We start from the raw sequence: 19,523 nt of genomic DNA, 5'->3' as shown, positions 1-19,523 counted from the left end.
CGGCGGAGACGGGGGCGGGGGTGTCGAACTTGTGCATGATGCTCTCCTGTCGGCTTGTTGTTTCTGACATTGGAAACGCTACGTTGCGTTCGGAGTGCAGGCAATGAGTTCGTTGCATAAAAACATCATTATCGCACGTCAAAGCGGCGAAATCATTGCAATGGTTCTGTGGCGTAACGCAACGGCCGTATGTGTTCGTTGCAATGGATTGGAGGTGAACGCTATGGTGGGCCCGTCACGCACCACGAAGGAGGCCGCGATGCCGGGCGGCAGGCTCACTCAGCAGGAACGCCAGCAGATCGCGCTGGGGCTGGCCGACGGGCTCGCCTACGCGGAGATCGCCAGACGTCTCGACCGTCCGACCTCGACCATCACCCGTGAGGTCATGCGCAACGGCGGCCCCACCGGCTACCGAGCCGACCTCGCCCATCGCGCCACCGAACGCCGCGCCCAGCGCCGCAGGCGGGCCGCGCCCCGCGGTGCGGAGGCGCCCCCGCAGGAGTACGGACGCGATCCCGAGGCCGTGCGCGCGTACGAGGAGACGCTCACCACCGTCTTCATGCAGTCCGGCACGCCCCAGATGATGGCGCGGGTGATGGCCTGCCTCACCGTCAGCGACACCGGCAGCCTCACCGCGTCCGAACTCGTCCAGCGCCTCCAGGTCAGCCCGGCGTCCGTGTCCAAGGCCATCGCGTACCTCGAGAGCCAGGACCTCGTCCGCCGGGAACGCGACGAACGCCGCCGTGAGCGCTATGTCGTCGACGACGAGGTCATGTACCAGGCGATGATGTCCAGCGCCCGGGCCACCGCCCAGGTCGCCGAGACCGCACGGCAGGGCGTCGGCATCCTCCGCCCCGGCACCCCGGCCGGCGCCCGCCTCGAGAACACCGCCCGCTTCCTCGACTTCGTGTCCGAGAGCCTCGCCCGCGCCGCGGAGCAGGCCCGCGAGATCCTCCACACGCAACCCGAAACGACCTCGGACGGGACGTCCGCGCCGCGTTCGGACCGCGGATAGACAGCCGCCTCGACGGGCGCAGCCATTGGTGCCCGCGCCGGATCCGTCACCCCGAGCCGACGCCATCGCGGGCTCGCGGGCTCGCGGTTCGGGGCAGAGAGGAGTCGGGGCCGTGTCGGGCGCGGGGCGGACGGCCGGCTTGCATATCGCCATGCAGGGTTCTCGGTGCTTGAATAGTCGGGCGGTGATCACGGACCCTGGGAGGGGGAGCACGTCATGAGCGTGGCCGACAGCCCTGCCGCACGGCTGCAGGCGCTCTTCGAGGGGCACCGGCTCACGCCGACCCAGCGGCGCATCGCGCACAGCATGGTGCGCCGGGCCGCCGACGTGCCGTTCCTGTCGAGCGTGGAACTTGCCGAACTCGCCGGGGTCAGCCAGCCGTCCGTGACCCGCTTCGCGGTCGCTCTCGGCTTCGACGGCTACCCGGCGCTGCGCCGGCACCTGCGCGAGGTCGCGCCCCCGGAGCAGACGGCGGGGGCCGGGGCGTACAACGAGTACCAGCAGGCCGTGGAGGCCGAGATAGAGAACCTGAGGCATCTGGCGGAGGCGCTGGCCGACCCGCAGCCGGTGCACAAGGCCGGCCGGATCCTCGCCGCCTCGCGCCCCCTGCCGGTGCTCGGCCTGCGCGCCGCGGCCTCCCAGGCGTACGGCTTCGCGTACTTCGCGGCGAAGGTCCACCCGGACGTCCGGCTGCTCGACGAGGGCGGCACGATGCTCCAGGACCGTATCGACGCGGCCGTACGGGCGGGCGCGAGCGCGTTGCTCTGCTTCGCGCTGCCCCGGCATCCGCGTGAGGTCGTCGACACGCTGGCGTATGCCAGGGAGGCCGGCCTGACGGTGGTCACGGTCGCCGACTCGGCGTTCGCGCCCGTGGCCAAGGTGTCCGACCTGCTGTTGCCGGCCGCCGTCGGCACGGGCCTCGCCTTCGACACGGCCTGTGCCCCGATGCTCCTCGGGCGGGTCCTCCTCGAAGCGATGTGCGACGACCTGCCCGACGCCCAGGCACGCCTGGAGGAGTTCGACACGCGGGCCGCGGCCCGGGGGCTGTTCGTCGAGTAGCCCGGTCCGCACGCCTTGGCACGGGGTTTTTCAGACTCGTCTCACGTTCCCTCGCTAGCCTCCGTGTACTGAGGCGCTTCACAGGAGAAGACGGGAGGCCGGACGTGGTGCGCGGAGGACAGGGACTGGCTCGGGTGGCCGTCGTCGTGCGGGCGGGGGCGGCACCGCTGTGGTGGCTCGGAGTGTTCGCGGCCGGCATCGGGATGCTCGTGCCGGGTGTGACCGGACGCCGGATCGGCGTCCTGGCCGGGGCCGCGCTGTTCATCGTCGCGACCGCCGTCGTCGCCTTCTCCCGCCGCAAGCGGTACGCCGCCCTCGCCGGCGCCGCCGCCCGCGCCGGGAAGTACGACGTCCTCCAGGACCGGGCGGTCACCGTCCGCACCTGGCGGCGCGGGCACCGCTGGTGGCTGCTCGCCGCATTCGCCGCCGCGCTCGGCAGCTCCTTCGCGGCGCCCGCCGCCGGTGGCATGCTGCTCGCCGGAACCGGCGCCGGGCTGCGCCTGAAGGCCGCCTGGCTCGGGCGGCGGGAGAAGGCCGACGACGTGCTGCTGTGGGTGCGCGTCGACTGGCTCGACCGCCGGGGCGGCGGCCCCGCGGGCAAGCCGGTCAAGGGGTACCGCAGCACCGGCATCGCGGCCGGCGACGCGGCCCCGGGCGGGGCGCGCCGCCGTACCGCTGAGCTGGTGTAGCGCCCCTGTCGGGCACTGGCGCGGCAGCGGCCGGGCGGAGGGTCAGACCTCCAGTTCCTCCTCGATCTTCTTCAGCTGGTGGCGGGCCATCGCCAGGTTGGCCCGCTTGGCGTCCAGGACGAGGTAGAGGAACAGGCCGTTGCCGCCGCGGCCGGTGAGCAGCCGGATCAGGTGGTACTGATCGGACAGCGTGATCAGGATGTCCTCGATCTGGGCCTTGAGGCCGAGGTGTTCCATGGTGCGCAGCTTGGCCCGTACGACGTCGGTGTTGCCGGCGGCCGCGACGGTGAGGTCGAAGCTCTTGCTGCCGCCCATCGTGCCCAGCGCCATGCCGCTGGTGTAGTCGACGAGCGCGGCTCCGGTCGCGCCCTCGATGGAGGCGAGCGCCTCTTTCAGCGCGGTTTCGGTGTTGGCCATTTCGGGGTGAGTCCTTTCAACTTTCGGTGGTGGTGCGCGCGTTCGCGGCTGGGCGTGGGCTCGCTGCGGTGCGCGCGGTGCGGGTCCGCGTGGGTGCGGGCCTGGTGGGTGGGGGCTGGGTGGGGGTCCATGGGGCGGGGGGTTGCGGCGGCGGCTCGGCTCGGGCGGCGGCCTCGTCGACCAGCTCGCCGATCCGGGCGCTCGCACGGCGGCCCTCCAGGTGCAGCCGTCCGACGTTGACGCGGTCCTGGGCGAGTACCGTCAGGACGGCGTTGCGGCCCGCGGCGTACGTGGCCACGTAGCCGTGGACGCCGCGGACGAGCACCTCGCGGAAGTCGCCCTGTCCCGTCGCCTGCGCCAGCCGTACGGCGACGCCCAGCGCGGCCGCGGTGAGCGCGGCGACGCCTTCGGGTTCGACGCCGGGCGCGTCCTGGGCGAGGACGAGTCCGTCGACGCTGGCGGCGAGGGAGCCGGTCAGCTGGGGGATGCGGGATCTCAGTCGGCGGAGTTCGTCCAGGACGTCCGCCTCGGCTGTCATCAGCTGTCTCCTCTCGGCGCGAGGTCGCTGCCGCGCGGGGCGGTCAAAGGGCCTCCAGCGCATCTCTCAGCCTTTTCAGCAAGGTGATGTGGGGGTCTTGGTAGGGCAGCGGCTCTTCGGCGGGTGCGGGTGGTGTGCCGCCGGGTGCCGGTGTGGGTGCGTGTGCGGGTGCTGGTGCCGGCGCGGCGGTGACGGCCGATACGAACCCCGCCGCTGCCAGGCGCCTTATGTCCACGAGCGTGTGGAACGCCGGGCGGCCCAGTGCCCGTGAGATGTCCGCCGCCGTTCGTGTTCCGTCGACGTGGCCCAGTACGGCTTCCTGGCGGGGCGTGACCGCGGGGACCGTCGGGCGGTCGGCGCGGACCAAGGGGGCCTCGTCGATCGCCGGGTCGGGCCAGATGGTGTGGAGCAGGTCCCGGCGGCGCAGAGTCTCCCGCTCCAGGGCGGTCACCGGAACAGGGTGCACCGGCCCGAGCCAGTGGGCCCCGCCGTAGCGGAAGCGGGCGGGGGCGCTGCTCGGGCCCAGCACGAAGTACGCCGCGTCGAACAGCGCCCCCAGATGGCACAGCTCCAGCGCTCCCTGGACGATCCGGCCGCTGTCGACCAGGAACCGGCCCACCAGCCCCCGCGGCCCCGCCTGCGCGAGCGCCTCCCGCCAGCCCTCCTCGTCGAGCACGCCGTGCGCGATGAGCAGGCTGTCGAGGCCAGGGGTGGCCGGGCTCTCCGCGTACACCACCTGACCCTCGGACAGGTGGAGCATCCCGCCCTCGCGCATCAGCACACCGGTGGCCCGCTCGGCGGCGAGCCGGCTGAGCATGGGGGACAGGCCGCCGCCCGGGATCCGCGTCCCCTGCCGTACCGGCAGCGGGGGCGGTGAGGGCACTCTGACCATCGTCATCCCAGCACCAGCCGTCCGGCCATCTCGCCGAGCCGGATGCGGGCGAGGGCGAGGTTGCCGTCCTCGCGCGCCAGCCACAGGTGCAGGAAGACGCTGCTGTCGAAGGTCGTCGGGACGAAGCGCAGCAGGTGGTAGCTGTCCCGGTTGGCGATGATCAGGTCCTCGACCGGGCAGGCGTCCTCGGACCAGTCGGCGTCCCCCTCCGGGGCGAACGCGCGGTGTTCGGCGGCCAGCCGGGCCAGTTCCGCCGCCTCCGCCGCCGTCGTCTCGTGGTCACCGCCGGGTGCGTCGCCGACCGTGCCCAGCGCGAGCCCGCTCGTCCAGTCGACCACCGCGGCACCCCGGGCACCGGGCAGGCGCATGGCTTCCAGCAGACACTCGTCGATTCCGGGCACAGCGGCTCCCCTCCCGCCTCGGGTACGGCTGAGTGACACAGACGCTACGCAACGTGTGCGCGAGGGGTGAGGGATCTGGCATTTTCCAGTGGAACATGCGCGGGACCACTAAGGTGGGTCAACTGACCATGTTCACGGGGGTGTTGGGCGCGAGCAGGGCTCCTCCGCGCTGACGTGCGGGTATGCGGACCGCGTGCATACCGGAGGGGGCGCCGGGGAGGGCGCGCGGTTTCCTCAGAGCTCCGACAGAGCTCCCGCGCGCCCCCCGCCCGACTCCGCAACGATCTCCTCGACCGACTGCGGCTCCCGTACGACGGCGAACCGGATCCCGCCGTCCCCGTCCGGCGCGTAGCCGTACACCGCCGGCCGGGCAAGGGAGTTGTAGGCGTAGTGGTGCGCGAAGTAGTACGCGCCGGTGTCCAGCACCGCCACATGGTCGCCCTGCTGCAGAAGCGGCAGCGCCCGCGCCTCGGCCAGCAGGTCGCCCGCGAAGCAGGCCGGTCCCGCCACGTCCTGCACCACCTCGGGTCCCTCCTTGGGGCGCCCCTTCGCGTCGTAGGCGGCGATCCGCAGCGGCCAGGACGCCGGCGCGTACACCGTCCGCACCGCGACCTGCACCCCCGCGTGCGTGACCGCGACGGCCCGGCCACCCGCGCTCTTGGTGTACTCCACGCGCGCCACCAGCGTCCCGTGCTTGGCCAGCAGCGACCGGCCGAACTCCGTGACCAGTCCGTACCGCCCGTCGAACAGCCCCGGCACCGCCTCCGCCAGCAGCCGCGCGTACTGCGCGTGCGTCGGTGTCGTGACATCGGAGCCGAAGTTGACGTGCAGCCCGCCGCCGATGTCGATCGTGTCGATCTGCCGGCGCCCGACGTGCCGGTTGATCTCCTCGGCGAGCGCGTACGTCTCCGCGACACCCCGTGCCATCAGGGACAGCGGCACCCCCTGGGAGCCGGAGTGCGCGTGCAGCCGCGTCAGCCAGGGCCGCTCCGCGCAGGCGCGGACCACCCACTCGCGCGCCCCCTCGTCCCGCAACGCCACCCCGAACTTCGAGGTCGCCGTCGCCGTCGACAGCGCCTGGATCGAACCGGCCCCGGTCTGCGGATTCACCCGGATTCCCAGCGGGGAGTCGGTCCGCACCGCGCGGACCAGCTCGTCGAGCCGCGCCAGCTCCTGGGGGCTGTCCGCGTTCACGGCGGCGCCCAGCTCCAGCGCCTGACGCAACTCGGCCGTCGTCTTGGCGGGCGAGTCCAGCACGATGCACTCCGGCGCCACCCCGGCCGCCCGGGCCAGCGCCATCTCGCCCGGGCTCGCCACCTCCGCGCCGATGCCCGCCTCGCACAGCAGCCGCAGCACCGGCACCAGCGGGGTCGCCTTGACCGCGAACGCGTGCAGCACCGGCGTCCCCGGCGCCACCACCGCGTCGAAGGCCGCCCGCAGCGCCGCCGCCGAGTCCCGGATGCCCACGACGTCCAGCAGGCCGACGAGGGGGCCGTCCGGCCCCAGCAGCCCGTGTTCGACGGCGGCCCGCACGGCGTCGTCGCGCCGCGCCACCCGCTCGGCGTCGCGGCCGTCGCCGCGTGCCCCTGTCCCGCTGTTCGCCACGCCCACCGCGTCCCCCGTCCCCGTGTCACCGTCTGCGGTCATGCCTCCAGCCAAACATCCCGGCCTCCGCCCTGCTGACGCAAGGACGTATTGACTAGTTCTATTCAGGAAGTCAGGATGTGAATAACCACTGCAACAGTCCCGCGCGCCCCCGCCGCGTGACGCCGTCCACCAGGAGGCAGACCATGTCAGGACCCCTCCCGCCCGTCTCCCGCCACCACCCTCAATCGAGGCCCTACGGGCCGCCCCCCGGTGGTGTCCGAGCGCCCCGCGGCACCGAACTGAGCGCCCTGGGATGGCAGCAGGAGGCCGCCCTGCGGATGCTGCAGAACAACCTCGACCCCGAGGTCGCCGAGCACCCCGACAAGCTCGTCGTCTACGGCGGCACCGGCAAGGCCGCGCGCGACTGGCGCTCCTTCGACGCGATGGTCCGCACGCTGCAGACCCTCAAGCAGGACGAGACGATGCTCGTCCAGTCCGGCCGCCCCGTCGGCGTCATGCAGACCCACGAGTGGGCGCCGCGCGTCCTCATCGCCAACTCCAACCTCGTCGGCGACTGGGCCAACTGGGAGGAGTTCCGCCGCCTGGAGGCCCTCGGCCTGACGATGTACGGGCAGATGACCGCCGGCTCCTGGATCTACATCGGCACCCAGGGCATCCTGCAGGGCACCTACGAGACGTTCGCCGCCGTCGCCGCCAAGAAGTTCGGCGGCACCCTCGCCGGGACGATCACTCTTACCGCCGGGCTCGGCGGCATGGGCGGCGCCCAGCCGCTCGCCGTCACCATGAACGACGGCGTCGCGATCTGCATCGACTGCGACCCCCGGGCCATCGAGCGCCGCATCGAGCACCGGTACCTGGACGTGAAGGCCGACTCCCTGGAGCACGCCCTCCAGCTGGCCGTCGAGGCGCGCGACGCCCGCCGTCCGCTGTCCATCGGCGTCCTCGGCAACGCCGCCGAGCTGGTGCCGCAGCTCCTCGCCATGGGCGCCCCCATCGACATCGTCACCGACCAGACCTCGGCCCACGACCCGCTGTCGTACCTGCCGGTCGGCGTCGCCTTCGAGGACATGGCCGCATACGCCGCCAAGGACCCGGCCGGCTTCACCACCCGTGCGCGCGAGTCGATGGCCCGGCACGTCGAGGCCATGGTCGGCTTCATGGACGCCGGTGCGGAGGTCTTCGACTACGGCAACTCGATCCGTGGCGAGGCGCAGCTCGCGGGTTACGAGCGGGCGTTCGCCTTCCCCGGGTTCGTCCCCGCCTACATCCGGCCGCTGTTCTGCGAGGGCAAGGGCCCGTTCCGGTGGGCGGCGCTGTCGGGCGACCCGGCGGACATCGCGAAGACCGACAAGGCGATCCTCGAGCTCTTCCCCGAGAACGAGTCCCTCGCGCGCTGGATCAAGATGGCCGGTGAGCGGGTCCACTTCCAGGGCCTTCCGGCGCGTATCTGCTGGCTCGGGTACGGGGAGCGGGACAAGGCCGGTGAGCGGTTCAACGACATGGTGGCGAGCGGGGAGCTGAGCGCGCCGATCGTCATCGGCCGTGACCACCTCGACTGCGGGTCCGTCGCCTCGCCGTACCGAGAGACGGAGGCGATGCTCGACGGGTCCGACGCGATCGCGGACTGGCCGCTGCTGAACGCCATGGTCAACGTGGCGTCCGGCGCGTCGTGGGTGTCCATCCACCACGGTGGTGGTGTGGGGATGGGCCGGTCCATCCACGCCGGGCAGGTGACGGTGGCCGACGGCACCGCGCTGGCCGGCGAGAAGATCCGCAGGGTCCTCACCAACGACCCCGGGATGGGTGTCATCCGGCACGTCGACGCCGGGTACGACATCGCGGAGTCCGTCGCCGGGGAGCGGGGCGTGCGGGTCCCGATGCGCGAGGGTGACGACGCGTGACCTTCCACAGCATGTGGGCGGAGTTGCTGCCGGTCGGCCGCGACTCCGCCTCCGGCGGCTACCGCCGCTTCGCCTGGAGCGGTGCCGATGCCGAGTGCCGTGCCTGGTTCGAGGAGCAGGCCGAAGCCCGGGGGCTGGTCCACGAGGTCGACCGGAACGGGAACCAGTGGGCCTGGCTCGGGGACCCCGCCCAGGGGGACGCCGTGGTCACCGGCTCCCACCTCGACTCCGTGCCCGACGGCGGGGCCTTCGACGGGCCTCTCGGGGTCGTGTCCGCCTTCGCCGCGCTCGACGAGCTGCGGAGCAGGAACGTCCGGTTCGCCAAGCCCCTGGGCATCGTCAACTTCGGCGACGAGGAAGGCGCCCGGTTCGGGCTCGCCTGCGTCGGGTCGCGGCTCGCCGCCGGGCAGCTCACCCGCGAGCAGGCGCACCGGCTGACCGACGGTGACGGGGTCACCTTGCCGCAGGCCATGGAGGCCGCAGGGTACGACCCCGACGCCATCGGGCCCGATCCGGAGCGGCTCGGCCGTATCGGCGCGTTCGTCGAGCTGCACGTGGAGCAGGGGCGGGCGCTCGACCTCAGCGGGGACACCGTGGGAGTCGCCAGTGCCATCTGGCCGCACGGGCGGTGGCGGTTCGACTTCCGGGGCGAGGCCAACCACGCGGGGACCACCCGGCTCGCCGACCGGCGCGACCCCATGCTGCCGTACGCCGAGACCGTGCTCGCCGCCCGTCGCGAGGCCGAACTCGCCGGTGCCGTGGCCACCTTCGGAAAGATCGCCGTCGAGCCCAACGGGGTCAACGCGATCCCGTCCCTCGTCCGGGGCTGGCTCGACTCCCGCGCCGCCGACCAGGCGAGCCTCGACACCGTGGTCGGCGGCATCCAGAAGGCGGCCCGGGAGTACGCCGAGACGCACGGTGTCGATCTGGACGTGGTGCGCGAGTCGTTCACGCCGGTCGTCGAGTTCGACCACGCCCTGCGGGACGAACTTGCGCGCATCCTCGGCCGGGACACCGACCTGGCCGTGCCCGTCCTCGGGACCGGGGCGGGACACGACGCCGGGATCCTCTCCGGGAGCGTCCCCACCGCCATGCTGTTCGTGCGCAACCCCACGGGCGTGTCGCACTCCCCGGCCGAGTACGCCGCCGAGGACGACTGCCTGGCCGGGGTGGCCGCACTCGCCGACGTACTGGAAGGGCTGGTGTGCAGGTGACACGGACGTACTGGCTGGAGCACGCCTGGCTCGACCCGGTCGTCGAGCCGGGTGTCGCCCTGGAGGTGGCCGACGGGCGCATCACCGCGGTCCGCACCGGCGTCGGCGCCCCACCGCCCGGCGCCGAGGTCCTGCGCGGGCTGACCCTGCCCGGACTCGCCAACGCCCACAGCCACGCCTTCCACCGTGCCCTGCGCGGCACCGTCCAGATCGGCTCGGGGACCTTCTGGACCTGGCGTGAGGTCATGTACTCGTTCGCGGACAGACTGACCCCGGACACGTACCACGCGCTCGCCCGTGCCGTGTACGCGGAGATGGCGCTGGCCGGGGTCACCGCCGTCGGCGAGTTCCACTACGTGCACCACGCCCCCGGCGGCACCCCCTACGCCGACCCCAACGCCATGGGGGAGGCGCTGATCGCGGCCGCCGCCGAGGCCGGTATCCGCATCACCCTCCTCGACACCGCCTACCTGTCCTCCGGCTTCGGGCAACCGCCCGACACCCACCAGCTCCGCTTCTCCGACGGCACGGCCGAGGCCTGGGCGGAACGCTGTTCAGTTCTCAAGGAACGCGATCACGCACGGATCGGTGCGGCGATCCACTCCGTACGGGCGGTGCCCGCCGGACAGCTGGAGACGGTGGCGCGCTGGGCGCAGGAGCGGCGGGCCCCGCTGCATGTGCACCTGTCCGAGCAGACGGCCGAGAACGACGCCTGCCGGCAGGCACACGGCCGCACTCCGACGCAGCTCCTCGCCGACCACGGCGTCCTCGGGCCGCGCACCACCGGCGTGCACAACACACACCTGACGGACGAGGACATCCGGCTGATCGGCTCCACCGCCACCGGCACCTGCATGTGCCCCACCACCGAGCGGGACCTGGCCGACGGCATCGGCCCGGCCCCGGCCCTCCAGGCGGCCGGCTCGCCGCTCAGTCTCGGCTCCGACAGCCACGCCGTCATCGACCTGTTCGAGGAGGCCCGTGCGATGGAGCTGAACGAGCGGCTGCGCACCCGCACCCGCGGCCACTGGACGGCGGCCGCCCTGCTGCGGGCCGCCTCCGCGGACGGGCACGCCGCGCTCGGCTGGGACGGCGCGGGTGTCCTGGAGCCGGGTGCGCTCGCCGACTTCACGACGATCGCGCTCGACTCGGTCAGGACCGCGGGGCCCCTGCCACGGCTGGGCGCCGAGACGGCCGTATTCGCCGCGACGGCAGCGGATGTGCGCCATACGGTCGTGGGCGGCAGGCACGTCGTCCGCGACGGAGCCCACCTGCTCGTACCCGACGTGCCACGGGCGCTGGCGGACGCCGTCGAAGCCCTGCGCGCCTGACGACCCGAAGCCACACGTCCGCGACGCCGCCCGCCGACGGCCCGGCCACCCACGAGGAACCCATGAGCAGCACCGTCATCACCAACATCGCCAGCCTGGTCACCAACGACCCCTCCCTCGGTGACAGGTCCCCCCTTGGACTGATCCGGGACGCGGCCCTCGTCATCGACGGCGACCGCGTCTCCTGGACCGGTGAGTCGAGCAAAGCACCCGCCACTGACAATCGGGTCGACGCCGGCGGCCGCGCGGTGGTCCCGGGCTTCGTGGACTCCCACTCGCACCTGGTCTTCGCGGGCGACCGCACCGAGGAGTTCAACGCCCGCATGTCGGGCCGCGGTTACTCGGCGGGCGGCATCCGCACCACGGTGGCCGCGACGCGGGCCGCGACGGACGCGGAACTGGAGACCAACCTCGTCCGCCACCTCACCGAGGCCCTCCGCCAGGGCACCACCACCCTGGAGACCAAGTCCGGCTACGGCCTCACGGTCCACGACGAGGAGCGCGCCCTTCGGATCGCCTCCGCGCACACCGACGAGGTCACCTACCTCGGCGCCCACATCGTCTCCCCCGACTACGCCGACGACCCGGCCGCCTACGTGGCCCTGGTCACCGGTGAGATGCTCGACGCCTGCGCACCGCACGCCCGCTGGATCGACGTCTTCTGCGAGAAGGGCGCCTTCGACGGCGACCAGGCCCGCGCGATCCTCACCGCGGGCCGGGAGAAGGGCCTGCACCCGCGGGTCCACGCCAACCAGCTGTCGTACGGCCCGGGCGTGCAGCTCGCCGTCGAACTCGGCGCGGCCAGCGCCGACCACTGCACGCACCTGACGGACGCCGACGTCGACGCCCTCGCGAACAGCGACACGGTCGCCACCCTGCTGCCGGGCGCGGAGTTCTCCACCCGCGCCGAGTGGCCGGACGCCCGCCGCCTCCTCGACGCGGGCGTCACGGTCGCCCTGTCCACGGACTGCAACCCCGGCTCGTCCTACACGTCCTCCGTGCCGTTCTGCATCGCCCTCGCCGTGCGGGACATGCGTATGACCCCGGACGAGGCGCTCTGGTCGGCCACGGCGGGCGGCGCCCGCGCCCTGCGCCGCACGGACGTCGGCCGTCTCACCCCGGGCGCCTACGCGGACCTGGCGATCCTCGACGCCCCGAGCCACGTCCACCTCGCCTACCGCCCGGGCGTGCCCCTGGTCGACGAGGTGTGGCGCCGGGGCCGGAGGGTCGCCTAGCCCTCGGACACCCGTCAGGCCGCCCCCGCCTTCCAGCGCTGGCCGTCGGCGCCCTGATCGGGTATCAGGAACACCGTGTCGTCGCCGTAGGGCGTGACCGCGTGGTCGGGAGCGATCGCCGGGCGGATCACTCCGCGGGAGTCGACCGTGAAGCGCAGGTTCTGCCCGTTGCGGCCGTCGACCGAGGAGCACTCCCAGATGCCGACGCCCCGGTAGGTGGAGCCGCGGCTGTCCAGGCAGAAGGCCGGGTCGGCCTCCGACTGCAGGACGCCGCGCGCCGTGTCGACGCGCCAGCGCTGCGTCGGGGACGACGTGCACGGGGCGGTGACGACGTCCGTGCCCAGGTCCATCACCCCGTCGCGGATGTCCAGGCACAGACCCGAGGCGACGTTCACGACCTGGGCGTACGTGCCGTTCGGCGGATGCGCGGCGGGAGGCTTCGGTTTCGGGGACGCCGGGTGCGTGGTCGCCGTGCGCGAGGGCGCCGGCGCCGGGCTCGGCGACGTCGCCGCCGGAGTGGGGGAGGGGGACGGCGAGGGCGAGGACGACGGCGTCACCGAGACGGTCGCCGTCACCGTCACCACGGGCGGCGGCGTCGGCCTGCGGATCTCGCTCGCGGCCCGGGCCGGCTGCGAACCACCCGAGGTCATCAGGTAGACCAGCAGCGGAGCCAGCGCCACGCCCACGGCCGTCGCCGCCAGCGCGAACCGCCGCGACGGCCACCAGTCGGCGAGCCGGGGTCCGGCGGCCGCGCTCTGCTCCTCCCCGTCGCCCCTCACGTACGCGGCGCCGCCCCACGGCAGCAGCCCCTCCGCCAGTGCCGTACGCGGGGCGTCCCGCAGGTGCGACAGCTCCTCGTACGCGGTGGCGCAGTGCACGCAGTACGCCATGTGGGCGTGCAGATCGGCGCTGTAGCGAGGCTTGTCGGGGCGCATCGACTCCTCGATGAGCCGCCGGAAGTCCTGGCAGCGGGGGTTGCCCGAGCCGGCGAGCCGGTTCTTCAGGACCGACTCGCGCAGCGCCTTGAACGCCGGTTCGATGTCGTACGCCACGTCCTGCGGGGACAGGCCGAGCAGGACCGCCGTGCGCTCCGGCGGCTCCTGGTCGACGACGCCGTACCAGACCAGCCCCTGCACCCGGACCGGCAGCGCCTGGAACGCCGTCAGCATGGCCGGAGCCACGCCCTCGGGCCCGGCCGTGCGCAGCTGCGCGAGCAGTCCCGGATCGAGCCGGGCGGCGCGCTCGTCCGTCGCCCATGCCTGGGTCGCCCGGCCCGCGAGCAGCAGGAGCCGGTGGCGCCAGGGGCCGCGCGGGTCGGTGCCGCGGGCGGTGTCGCGGGCCGCGAGCGCGAACGCCTGCGCGGTCAGCTGCCGGGCCGCCGTCTCGTCGACCGTGCACAGCCGTGCGTAGTCGAGGACAGCGGTGCGATGGCGGATGCGTAGTTCGCGCAGAGCTGGATACGCAGTGGGGGTGTCCGTCCTCAGCAGATCGGTGAGGCGGGCGTCGGGCACCGTACCGTGCATGCCGCCGCCGGCCTCGACGTCATCGTCGTCGTCCCGCTCCGCCCGGGTCATCCCGCTGCCTCCTCGCAGCCCGCGTGTGTCGGCGGGCATGCCTGGGACCCAGACTTACCGGCCGGTATGGGGTGACCATAGTGAGGGAAGTCACTCTGCGGGAAAAGGGGTTCCCGCGGGTAACCAGGGAACACGTTGTGAGCAGGTGATGAACGGCCGGGGAACGACCTGTGAGGCGGCTGCCGAACGCAAGTCGCCCGGTGCCCGGCCGAGTTCTGGGATTCGGCCGGACACCGGGCGGCTGGTGCCACTCGGCAGGTGCCACATGGCGTGCGTCACTCACCGCACATCGCGGCGCGCCTCACTCGCTGCCCACCGCGGCGGGACTCACTCCTCGACGGTGAGTCCCTTCCGCAGGCGTCCCAGGGTGCGGGACAGCAGCCGTGACACGTGCATCTGCGAGATGCCCAGCTCCTCGCCTATCTCCGACTGCGTCATGTTGGCCACGAAGCGCAGCGAGAGGATCTTCCGGTCACGCTGCGGAAGTTCGGCGATCAGCGGCTTCAGGGACTCGACGTACTCGATGCCTTCGAGCCCGTGGTCCTCGTAGCCGATGCGGTCCGCGAGCGCGCCCTCGGAGTCGTCCTCCTCGGGTTGGGCGTCGAGGGAGCTGGCCGTGTACGCGTTCGACGCGGCCATGCCCTCGACGACCTCCTCGTTGGAGATGCCGAGGCGCTCGGCCAACTCGGCCACGGTGGGTGCGCGGTCGAGCTTCTGCGCCAGTTCGTCGCCGGCCTTGGCCAGGTCGAGGCGCAGCTCCTGCAGCCGGCGCGGGACGCGGACCGACCAGGACGTGTCGCGGAAGAAGCGCTTGATCTCGCCGACGATCGTCGGCATCGCGAAGGTGGGGAACTCCACGCCCCTGCTGAGTTCGAACCGGTCGATGGCCTTGATCAGGCCGATCGTGCCCACCTGGATGATGTCCTCCATCGGCTCGCTGCGCGAGCGGAAGCGGGAGGCGGCGAACTTCACCAGGGCCAGGTTCAGTTCGACGAGCGTGTTGCGCACGTACGAATATTCGTGCGTGCCTTCTTCGAGTGACTCGAGCCGCTCGAAGAGAGTCTTGGAAAGGGCCCGGGCGTCGACCGGTCCCACTTCGTCGTACGGGGGAATCTCCGGTAGATCGGCAAGGCCGTCGGACCCGGTGGGGCCTTCGTGGTCGGCCAGGCCGTAGCCGTGGTCCGGTCGATCCAGGGGGGGTGTCGACGTCGCCCTCTGGGTCTGCGATGCGTCGAGCCGGGGTGACATGATGTCCTCCATCGTTGTCGGCATATGGCCGCCGATGCCCATATGTGCACTGCGGTGTGCGGCGCCCTCCAAAGCCGGCCGTGTTGAATAGGTGTCTGTACTAGCCCTACCCGCTTTCGTTGACCGTTCGCAAGTGCGTACTGTGGCGAAATGTCCGAATTGGTGGGGTTGTTCGGGTGTCGAGAGGCGCACAGAGGGCGTAATGTTCGAGGGCGTCCAGCATCAACCACGACGGTCGGGAGAGAGACGGCATGGACCGCGGGACGGTCGGCAGCGCACAGTCGGGCCGGCTTCTGGTCGAGGTGCGACAAGAAGGCACGAGTGCCGTCGTGACCCCGGCGGGTGAGTTGGATCACCACACCGCCGATCTGCTGCGCGAACCTCTCGAGGACTGCCTCGAGAAGGGGTTCTCGCGCCTGGTCGTCGACTGCTCGGGGCTGGAGTTCTGCGACTCCACCGGGCTGAACGTCCTGCTCTCCGCCCGGCTGAAGGCCGAGTCCGCGGGCGGTGGGGTCCATCTCGTGGGGATGCAGCCGGTGGTGGCCCGGGTCTTCGAGATCACCGGGGCGGACGCCGTCTTCACCGTCCACGACACGCTGGACGCGGCGCTGGCCGAGTGACACCGCCGATGGTTCGCGTCCCGGATCCCTCCGCGTTAGCAGCACGTTACGCGCGTCACAGTTCCCCGGCCGAATCCATGGGTGTTCCAGCGGTCCGCTCGGGCAGGAGACATGCTGACCACGTCGGCAGTGAGGGCGAAAGCCGCAAGAAAAGGGCCTCGAACGCACGGCACGAGCAACAACCGACGGATACGACGTCGGCCCCCGTACTGAGTCTTGAATCGTGAACTGGTGAATCGGTGAGGTGAAGCGCTGATGAGCACCACCCGGCCCTACTCGCCGGGCGACCGCGGCCCCGAGCCCAGCGGCGCTTCCGGAACGCCCGCGCAGGGCCCGTCGGGTGAGGGCGCCCCGTCCGGTGCACCCGTGGAGGCGGAGTCCTCCTCCGGCCGGCAGGTCCGAAGGATGAGCTTCGCGGGCGAGAGCGGTGTCGTTCCGCTCGCCCGCGACTTCACCCGCCAGGCGCTGTACGCATGGGGCTGGCTGCCCGCCGCCACCGCCGACCAGCGGGCCGCGGCCGAGGACGTGCTGCTCGTCGTCTCCGAACTGGTCACCAACGCGTGCCTGCACGCCGAGGGTCCCGAAGAACTGTGGATCGCGTGCGACAACAAGGTGCTGCGCATCGAGGTCTCCGACCGGGGCTCCGGCCAGCCCGCCCCGCGCACTCCGCACCGCGCCGGACGCCCCGGCGGCCACGGGATGTTCATCGTGCAGCGGCTCTGCCTGGACTGGGGCGTCGTCAGGACCCCCGGCGTCGCCGGCAAGACGGTGTGGGCGGAGCTCGGCGCACCCGCGTGACACGGCTCGGTGCGCCCGCGTGACACGGCTCGGTGCACCCGCGTGAAGCGGCCAGGTGGGCCGGCATGACGCGGCTACGCGCGCCCGCGTGACTCCGCTCGGCCGCCTCCTGGGTGGCTGACCTCCGGTTACCCGCGGTTCGAATCCTCCTTTCGTGCGACACGCCTCGCGCGCCGGATCGCCACGGATCCCGCGCGCACTGTGTCTTCCCTCCCCACGGCCCCGGGCGTACCTTGACGGCCGATCTGATGTGCCGTCAGGAATGAGGGGACCGTGTCGTACCACAAGCGAAGCGCGGCGCTGGCGTCCGCCGCTGCCCTGGCCGGCTCGGCGGTCCTGATGGCCGCTCCCGTGGCCCGGGCCGACGTCGTCGACGTCAACTACCAGTGCAGGACGCCGATCGGCGACAAGAGCGCCGTCTCGCCCATCGACATCAAGGGCGTCAGGAGCGGCAGCGGCTACGGGATCACCATGTCCTGGCAGAAGGGCGTCTCCTCCAGCCCGGTGGAACTGGGCAAGGGCGCGATGAACCCGAGCGCCACGATCGTGCTGGGCGGCGCCGACAGCGGCACCCTGACCGTCACGGGCCCGGCCAACCAGGCGGCGATCCCCGCCGACACCCCCATCAAGATCAGCGACTTGAGCGGCACGTACACGCCCAGGAAGACCGGCAAGGTCACCTTCACCGCGGGTGTGCTCACCATCAAGGCGCTCGGTACGACGACCACGTGCACGCCCGCCAACCGCCCCGGCCCGTCCCTGACCCTCGACGTCACGGCGGCCGGCGGCGGCACATCCGGTTCCGCCCCGAGCGGCTCCGCCTCCGGCGGGCGGCTGCCGCAGACCGGACCCGAGGACTCCGTGGTCGCCCTCGGCACCCTCGGCGGCACCGTCCTGCTCGCCGGCGCGGCCGGGGTGCTGTGGCTGACCCGCCGCAACCCGGCGGTACGGCACTGAGCCGCACCCGTACCAGCAGGAGCCGCCATGCCGTACGTCCGCCCCGCCTCCGCCCTCGCTCTCGCCGTCGCCTGTGCGAGCCCGCTGGTCGCCGCGCCCGCCGTCGCCGACGCCGGCTGGTCCCTGGGCGGTGCGGGCGGGCGGCCGTACGTATACGCGGAGGGCGAGCCCGGGACGGTCCTCGAGGACGCGGTGTCGGTGCGCAACCCGGGCGGGCGGCCGCTGACCGTCCGGCTGAGCGGCGACCACGGGGAACGGGGAGCGCCGGGGGACTCCGGCCCCTGGATCGCCTTCGCACGCACCACGGGAGGGCACCGGATCCCGGTGCGCACCCTCGCGGTGACCGTGCCCGCCCGTACCCGCGCCGACGTGCCGTTCACCGTGGTGGTGCCCGCGGGAGCAGCACCCGGCGACCACCCGGGCTCGATCGTGGCGAGCGCGGGCGGCCGTTCCACCGCCCTGCGCCTCCGACTCCGCGTCGTCGGACCTGCGTTGTCCGCGCTGACCGTGGAGCACGTGGCGGTGGGCGGCGGACGGATCTCCTACGAACTGGTCAACCGCGGTACGACCGTGCTGACCCCGAGGCTCGCCGTGCGTGCCGACGGTGTCCTCGGCCGGGTCCTGGACCGCCCGGAGCGCACCCTGCCCCTCGACCTGCCGCCCGGCCGCCGGGTCCGGCTCGCCGAGCCGTGGCCGCACCATCCGGCGCTCGACGCGGTGCACGTCCGGCTCATGGTCACGGCGGCGGGCGGGGCGCACGCTTCCGGGGGCGCGTCGGCGCGGTTCGTGCCGTGGGGCGCGGTGGCGGGCGGCGGGACGGGGCTGCTCGCGGCTGCGGTCGCCGGTGCCGTCGTACGGCGCCGCAGGCACCGGCCGCCGGACCGGCTGACCGGCGGACGAGCGCGGCCCGACGCCGAGTTGACGGGAGCGCCGAGGTGAAGGGGCGTGTCTCCGCACTGGTGGCGGTGCTGGTGCTCGTCCTTGCGCCCCTGGCGGCACCCGCCTGGGGCGCCGCCGAACCGGCAGTCGAGCTGTCCGTGTCCCAGGCGGGCACGGGAGGTTCGGTCACCGTGTCGGGCAGCGGCTGGCGGGCGAAGACCCTGCTGATGATCCTCATCTGCGGGCAGGCCGCGCCGTCCCGGGGAGTGATCGGCGGCACCAACTCCTGCGCCAACGCGGACGGACGGGCCGTCACGACGGACGCGCGGGGCCACTTCAGCAAGAGGCTGCCGGTGGCCGAGCCGCCCGCGCCGTGCCCTTGCGTGGTGCACGTCGCCACCGTCACCGGGGCCGGGGTCACCGCCGACGCGGCCTTCCAGGTCGCCGGGCACCCCGTCAAGCCGCTGCCCGCCGAGTCCGCCGCCGGACGTCTTTCGGTGCTGACGGACACCCGTCTCGACGGCTCCAGTGGGCTGCTGACCTGGTTCGGGGCACCACCGCAGCGCACGGTCGTGTTCACGGTCGGCAACGTGGGCTCGTCGCCGGTGAAGGATCCCGTCTTCCGGGTCGGCACCTCGCACGGCGTGTTCGCGCCGCAGTGGGACGAGCGGCAGTGGCACGGCACGGTCGCGCCCGGCAGGAAGGCGGAGATCAGGCTGCCGGTGGAGCTCACGGCGGGCGCCCACGGCGACTACACGGTCTCCCTCGAATACGGCGGCAAGGTCCTCGCGGAGCAGCCCTGGGGTGTCGCCCGGCCCTGGGGCGTGACCGTCTTCTGGGTCCTGGTCTGCGTGGTCGTGCCGGCGGCCGCCTACCGCGTCGGCATGGCGGTCGTGGACCGGGTCCGGCCGCGCGGCGCGGTGGTACGCCACCGGGGCCTTCGGCTGCCCGGCGTCGCCCTGCCCCTGCCGAAACCGCCCGCTCCCGCGAGGACCAGCCCCACTTCGGCCCTGCCGTGGTTCACCCCGGACACGGATCCGGGGACCGCGGCGAGTGGCCGGCTCTCCGCACCGCACGAGGACGGTCCGGCGACCCCGACGAAGGGAAACACGTGAGAACGCAACGGAGAGTGTCCAAGGCGACAGGC

The 19,523-nt window shown here is 72.8% G+C and carries 19 protein-coding genes; 12 read left to right on the top strand and 7 right to left on the bottom strand.

Going from position 1 to position 19,523, the window contains the following annotated elements:
- Positions 1 to 259 precede the first annotated feature (259 nt).
- The 3 genes from ACFYZE_RS34190 (at position 260) to ACFYZE_RS34180 (ending at position 2,763) form a co-directional block, all read left to right on the top strand.
- The gene (locus ACFYZE_RS34190) at positions 260 to 1,015 is read left to right on the top strand and encodes a helix-turn-helix domain-containing protein (protein WP_389002987.1); all 756 of its coding nucleotides are present in this window, start codon (positions 260 to 262) and stop codon (positions 1,013 to 1,015) included.
- Positions 1,016 to 1,231: 216 nt separating this feature from the next.
- A complete protein-coding gene (locus ACFYZE_RS34185) occupies positions 1,232 to 2,074 on the top strand; it encodes a MurR/RpiR family transcriptional regulator (RefSeq protein WP_103837701.1) in 843 nt (280 codons plus the stop codon).
- Between the two features lie 104 nt (positions 2,075 to 2,178).
- Positions 2,179 to 2,763: a hypothetical protein gene (locus ACFYZE_RS34180; RefSeq protein ID WP_389002978.1), complete on the top strand. Its 585-nt coding sequence runs from the start codon at positions 2,179 to 2,181 to the stop codon at positions 2,761 to 2,763.
- 42 nt (positions 2,764 to 2,805) lie between these two features.
- On the opposite strand, the gene ACFYZE_RS34175 is transcribed toward ACFYZE_RS34180, so the two are convergent.
- From ACFYZE_RS34175 to ACFYZE_RS34155, 5 genes are all read right to left on the bottom strand, one after another.
- Positions 2,806 to 3,180: a hypothetical protein gene (locus tag ACFYZE_RS34175; RefSeq protein ID WP_389002975.1), complete on the bottom strand. Its 375-nt coding sequence runs from the start codon at positions 3,178 to 3,180 to the stop codon at positions 2,806 to 2,808.
- 16 nt (positions 3,181 to 3,196) lie between these two features.
- Positions 3,197 to 3,718: a roadblock/LC7 domain-containing protein gene (locus ACFYZE_RS34170; protein ID WP_389002972.1), complete on the bottom strand. Its 522-nt coding sequence runs from the start codon at positions 3,716 to 3,718 to the stop codon at positions 3,197 to 3,199.
- Positions 3,719 to 3,761: 43 nt separating this feature from the next.
- A complete protein-coding gene (locus ACFYZE_RS34165) occupies positions 3,762 to 4,616 on the bottom strand; it encodes a hypothetical protein (protein ID WP_389002969.1) in 855 nt (284 codons plus the stop codon).
- Positions 4,613 to 5,011: a hypothetical protein gene (locus ACFYZE_RS34160; RefSeq protein ID WP_366028317.1), complete on the bottom strand. Its 399-nt coding sequence runs from the start codon at positions 5,009 to 5,011 to the stop codon at positions 4,613 to 4,615. Before ACFYZE_RS34160 ends, ACFYZE_RS34165 begins: the two co-directional genes overlap by 4 nt.
- 234 nt (positions 5,012 to 5,245) lie before the next feature.
- Positions 5,246 to 6,658, bottom strand: a complete 1,413-nt coding sequence (locus ACFYZE_RS34155) for a diaminopimelate decarboxylase (protein WP_389002966.1) — start codon at positions 6,656 to 6,658, stop codon at positions 5,246 to 5,248.
- A 143-nt stretch (positions 6,659 to 6,801) separates the two neighbouring features.
- Here ACFYZE_RS34155 and hutU point away from each other — a divergent pair, with 143 nt between their 5' ends.
- The 4 genes from hutU to hutI all read left to right on the top strand — a co-directional run bounded on the left by hutU (position 6,802) and on the right by hutI (position 12,300).
- The gene (hutU, locus tag ACFYZE_RS34150; protein ID WP_389002963.1) at positions 6,802 to 8,520 is read left to right on the top strand and encodes a urocanate hydratase; all 1,719 of its coding nucleotides are present in this window, start codon (positions 6,802 to 6,804) and stop codon (positions 8,518 to 8,520) included.
- Entirely contained in the window at positions 8,517 to 9,734 is a 1,218-nt protein-coding gene (locus ACFYZE_RS34145; protein ID WP_389002961.1) for an allantoate amidohydrolase, read from the top strand. The genes hutU and ACFYZE_RS34145 overlap by 4 nt, the downstream gene beginning before the upstream one ends.
- Complete coding sequence (locus ACFYZE_RS34140; RefSeq protein ID WP_389002958.1) at positions 9,725 to 11,065, top strand: formimidoylglutamate deiminase; 1,341 nt, start codon at positions 9,725 to 9,727, stop codon at positions 11,063 to 11,065. Before ACFYZE_RS34145 ends, ACFYZE_RS34140 begins: the two co-directional genes overlap by 10 nt.
- A 62-nt stretch (positions 11,066 to 11,127) precedes the next feature.
- Positions 11,128 to 12,300 carry an imidazolonepropionase gene (gene hutI, locus ACFYZE_RS34135; protein WP_389002955.1) on the top strand — a complete coding sequence of 391 codons (1,173 nt, stop codon included), beginning with the start codon at positions 11,128 to 11,130 and terminating at the stop codon, positions 12,298 to 12,300.
- Between the two features lie 14 nt (positions 12,301 to 12,314).
- Here hutI and ACFYZE_RS34130 read toward each other — a convergent pair whose 3' ends face one another.
- Positions 12,315 to 13,874: a ricin-type beta-trefoil lectin domain protein gene (locus ACFYZE_RS34130; protein ID WP_389002952.1), complete on the bottom strand. Its 1,560-nt coding sequence runs from the start codon at positions 13,872 to 13,874 to the stop codon at positions 12,315 to 12,317.
- Positions 13,875 to 14,201: 327 nt separating this feature from the next.
- On the bottom strand, positions 14,202 to 15,122 hold the full coding sequence (locus ACFYZE_RS34125) for an RNA polymerase sigma factor SigF (RefSeq protein ID WP_389002949.1): 921 nt from the start codon (positions 15,120 to 15,122) through the stop codon (positions 14,202 to 14,204).
- Positions 15,123 to 15,373: 251 nt separating this feature from the next.
- Between ACFYZE_RS34125 and ACFYZE_RS34120 the strand changes: the two genes are divergently transcribed.
- The 5 genes from ACFYZE_RS34120 (at position 15,374) to ACFYZE_RS34100 (ending at position 19,491) form a co-directional block, all read left to right on the top strand.
- A complete protein-coding gene (locus ACFYZE_RS34120; protein WP_389002946.1) occupies positions 15,374 to 15,742 on the top strand; it encodes an STAS domain-containing protein in 369 nt (122 codons plus the stop codon).
- 255 nt (positions 15,743 to 15,997) lie between these two features.
- Positions 15,998 to 16,540: an ATP-binding protein gene (locus ACFYZE_RS34115; protein ID WP_389002943.1), complete on the top strand. Its 543-nt coding sequence runs from the start codon at positions 15,998 to 16,000 to the stop codon at positions 16,538 to 16,540.
- A gap of 273 nt (positions 16,541 to 16,813) precedes the next feature.
- Complete coding sequence (locus ACFYZE_RS34110) at positions 16,814 to 17,497, top strand: LPXTG cell wall anchor domain-containing protein (protein WP_389002940.1); 684 nt, start codon at positions 16,814 to 16,816, stop codon at positions 17,495 to 17,497.
- Positions 17,498 to 17,524: 27 nt separating this feature from the next.
- A complete protein-coding gene (locus ACFYZE_RS34105) occupies positions 17,525 to 18,436 on the top strand; it encodes a hypothetical protein (RefSeq protein WP_389002937.1) in 912 nt (303 codons plus the stop codon).
- Positions 18,433 to 19,491 carry a hypothetical protein gene (locus tag ACFYZE_RS34100; protein ID WP_389002934.1) on the top strand — a complete coding sequence of 353 codons (1,059 nt, stop codon included), beginning with the start codon at positions 18,433 to 18,435 and terminating at the stop codon, positions 19,489 to 19,491. Before ACFYZE_RS34105 ends, ACFYZE_RS34100 begins: the two co-directional genes overlap by 4 nt.
- Positions 19,492 to 19,523: the final 32 nt, after the last annotated feature.

Source organism: Streptomyces sp. NPDC001796, assembly GCF_042892355.1.
Lineage (GTDB): Bacteria > Actinomycetota > Actinomycetes > Streptomycetales > Streptomycetaceae > Streptomyces.
This window is presented reverse-complemented; position numbering and strand designations above follow the sequence as displayed.

Excerpts from the sequence above, each read along its gene's own strand:
- ACFYZE_RS34175 (WP_389002975.1), bottom strand. The coding sequence starts at position 3,180 with ATGGCCAACACCGAAACCGCGCTGAAAGAGGCGCTCGCCTCCATCGAG.
- ACFYZE_RS34105 (WP_389002937.1), top strand. The coding sequence starts at position 17,525 with ATGCCGTACGTCCGCCCCGCCTCCGCCCTCGCTCTCGCCGTCGCCTGT.
- ACFYZE_RS34155 (WP_389002966.1), bottom strand. The coding sequence starts at position 6,658 with ATGACCGCAGACGGTGACACGGGGACGGGGGACGCGGTGGGCGTGGCG.
- ACFYZE_RS34190 (WP_389002987.1), top strand. The coding sequence starts at position 260 with ATGCCGGGCGGCAGGCTCACTCAGCAGGAACGCCAGCAGATCGCGCTG.
- ACFYZE_RS34185 (WP_103837701.1), top strand. The coding sequence starts at position 1,232 with ATGAGCGTGGCCGACAGCCCTGCCGCACGGCTGCAGGCGCTCTTCGAG.
- hutI (WP_389002955.1), top strand. The coding sequence starts at position 11,128 with ATGAGCAGCACCGTCATCACCAACATCGCCAGCCTGGTCACCAACGAC.
- hutU (WP_389002963.1), top strand. The coding sequence starts at position 6,802 with ATGTCAGGACCCCTCCCGCCCGTCTCCCGCCACCACCCTCAATCGAGG.
- ACFYZE_RS34120 (WP_389002946.1), top strand. The coding sequence starts at position 15,374 with ATGGACCGCGGGACGGTCGGCAGCGCACAGTCGGGCCGGCTTCTGGTC.
- ACFYZE_RS34170 (WP_389002972.1), bottom strand. The coding sequence starts at position 3,718 with ATGACAGCCGAGGCGGACGTCCTGGACGAACTCCGCCGACTGAGATCC.
- ACFYZE_RS34125 (WP_389002949.1), bottom strand. The coding sequence starts at position 15,122 with ATGTCACCCCGGCTCGACGCATCGCAGACCCAGAGGGCGACGTCGACA.
- ACFYZE_RS34165 (WP_389002969.1), bottom strand. The coding sequence starts at position 4,616 with ATGACGATGGTCAGAGTGCCCTCACCGCCCCCGCTGCCGGTACGGCAG.
- ACFYZE_RS34130 (WP_389002952.1), bottom strand. The coding sequence starts at position 13,874 with ATGACCCGGGCGGAGCGGGACGACGACGATGACGTCGAGGCCGGCGGC.
- ACFYZE_RS34115 (WP_389002943.1), top strand. The coding sequence starts at position 15,998 with ATGAGCACCACCCGGCCCTACTCGCCGGGCGACCGCGGCCCCGAGCCC.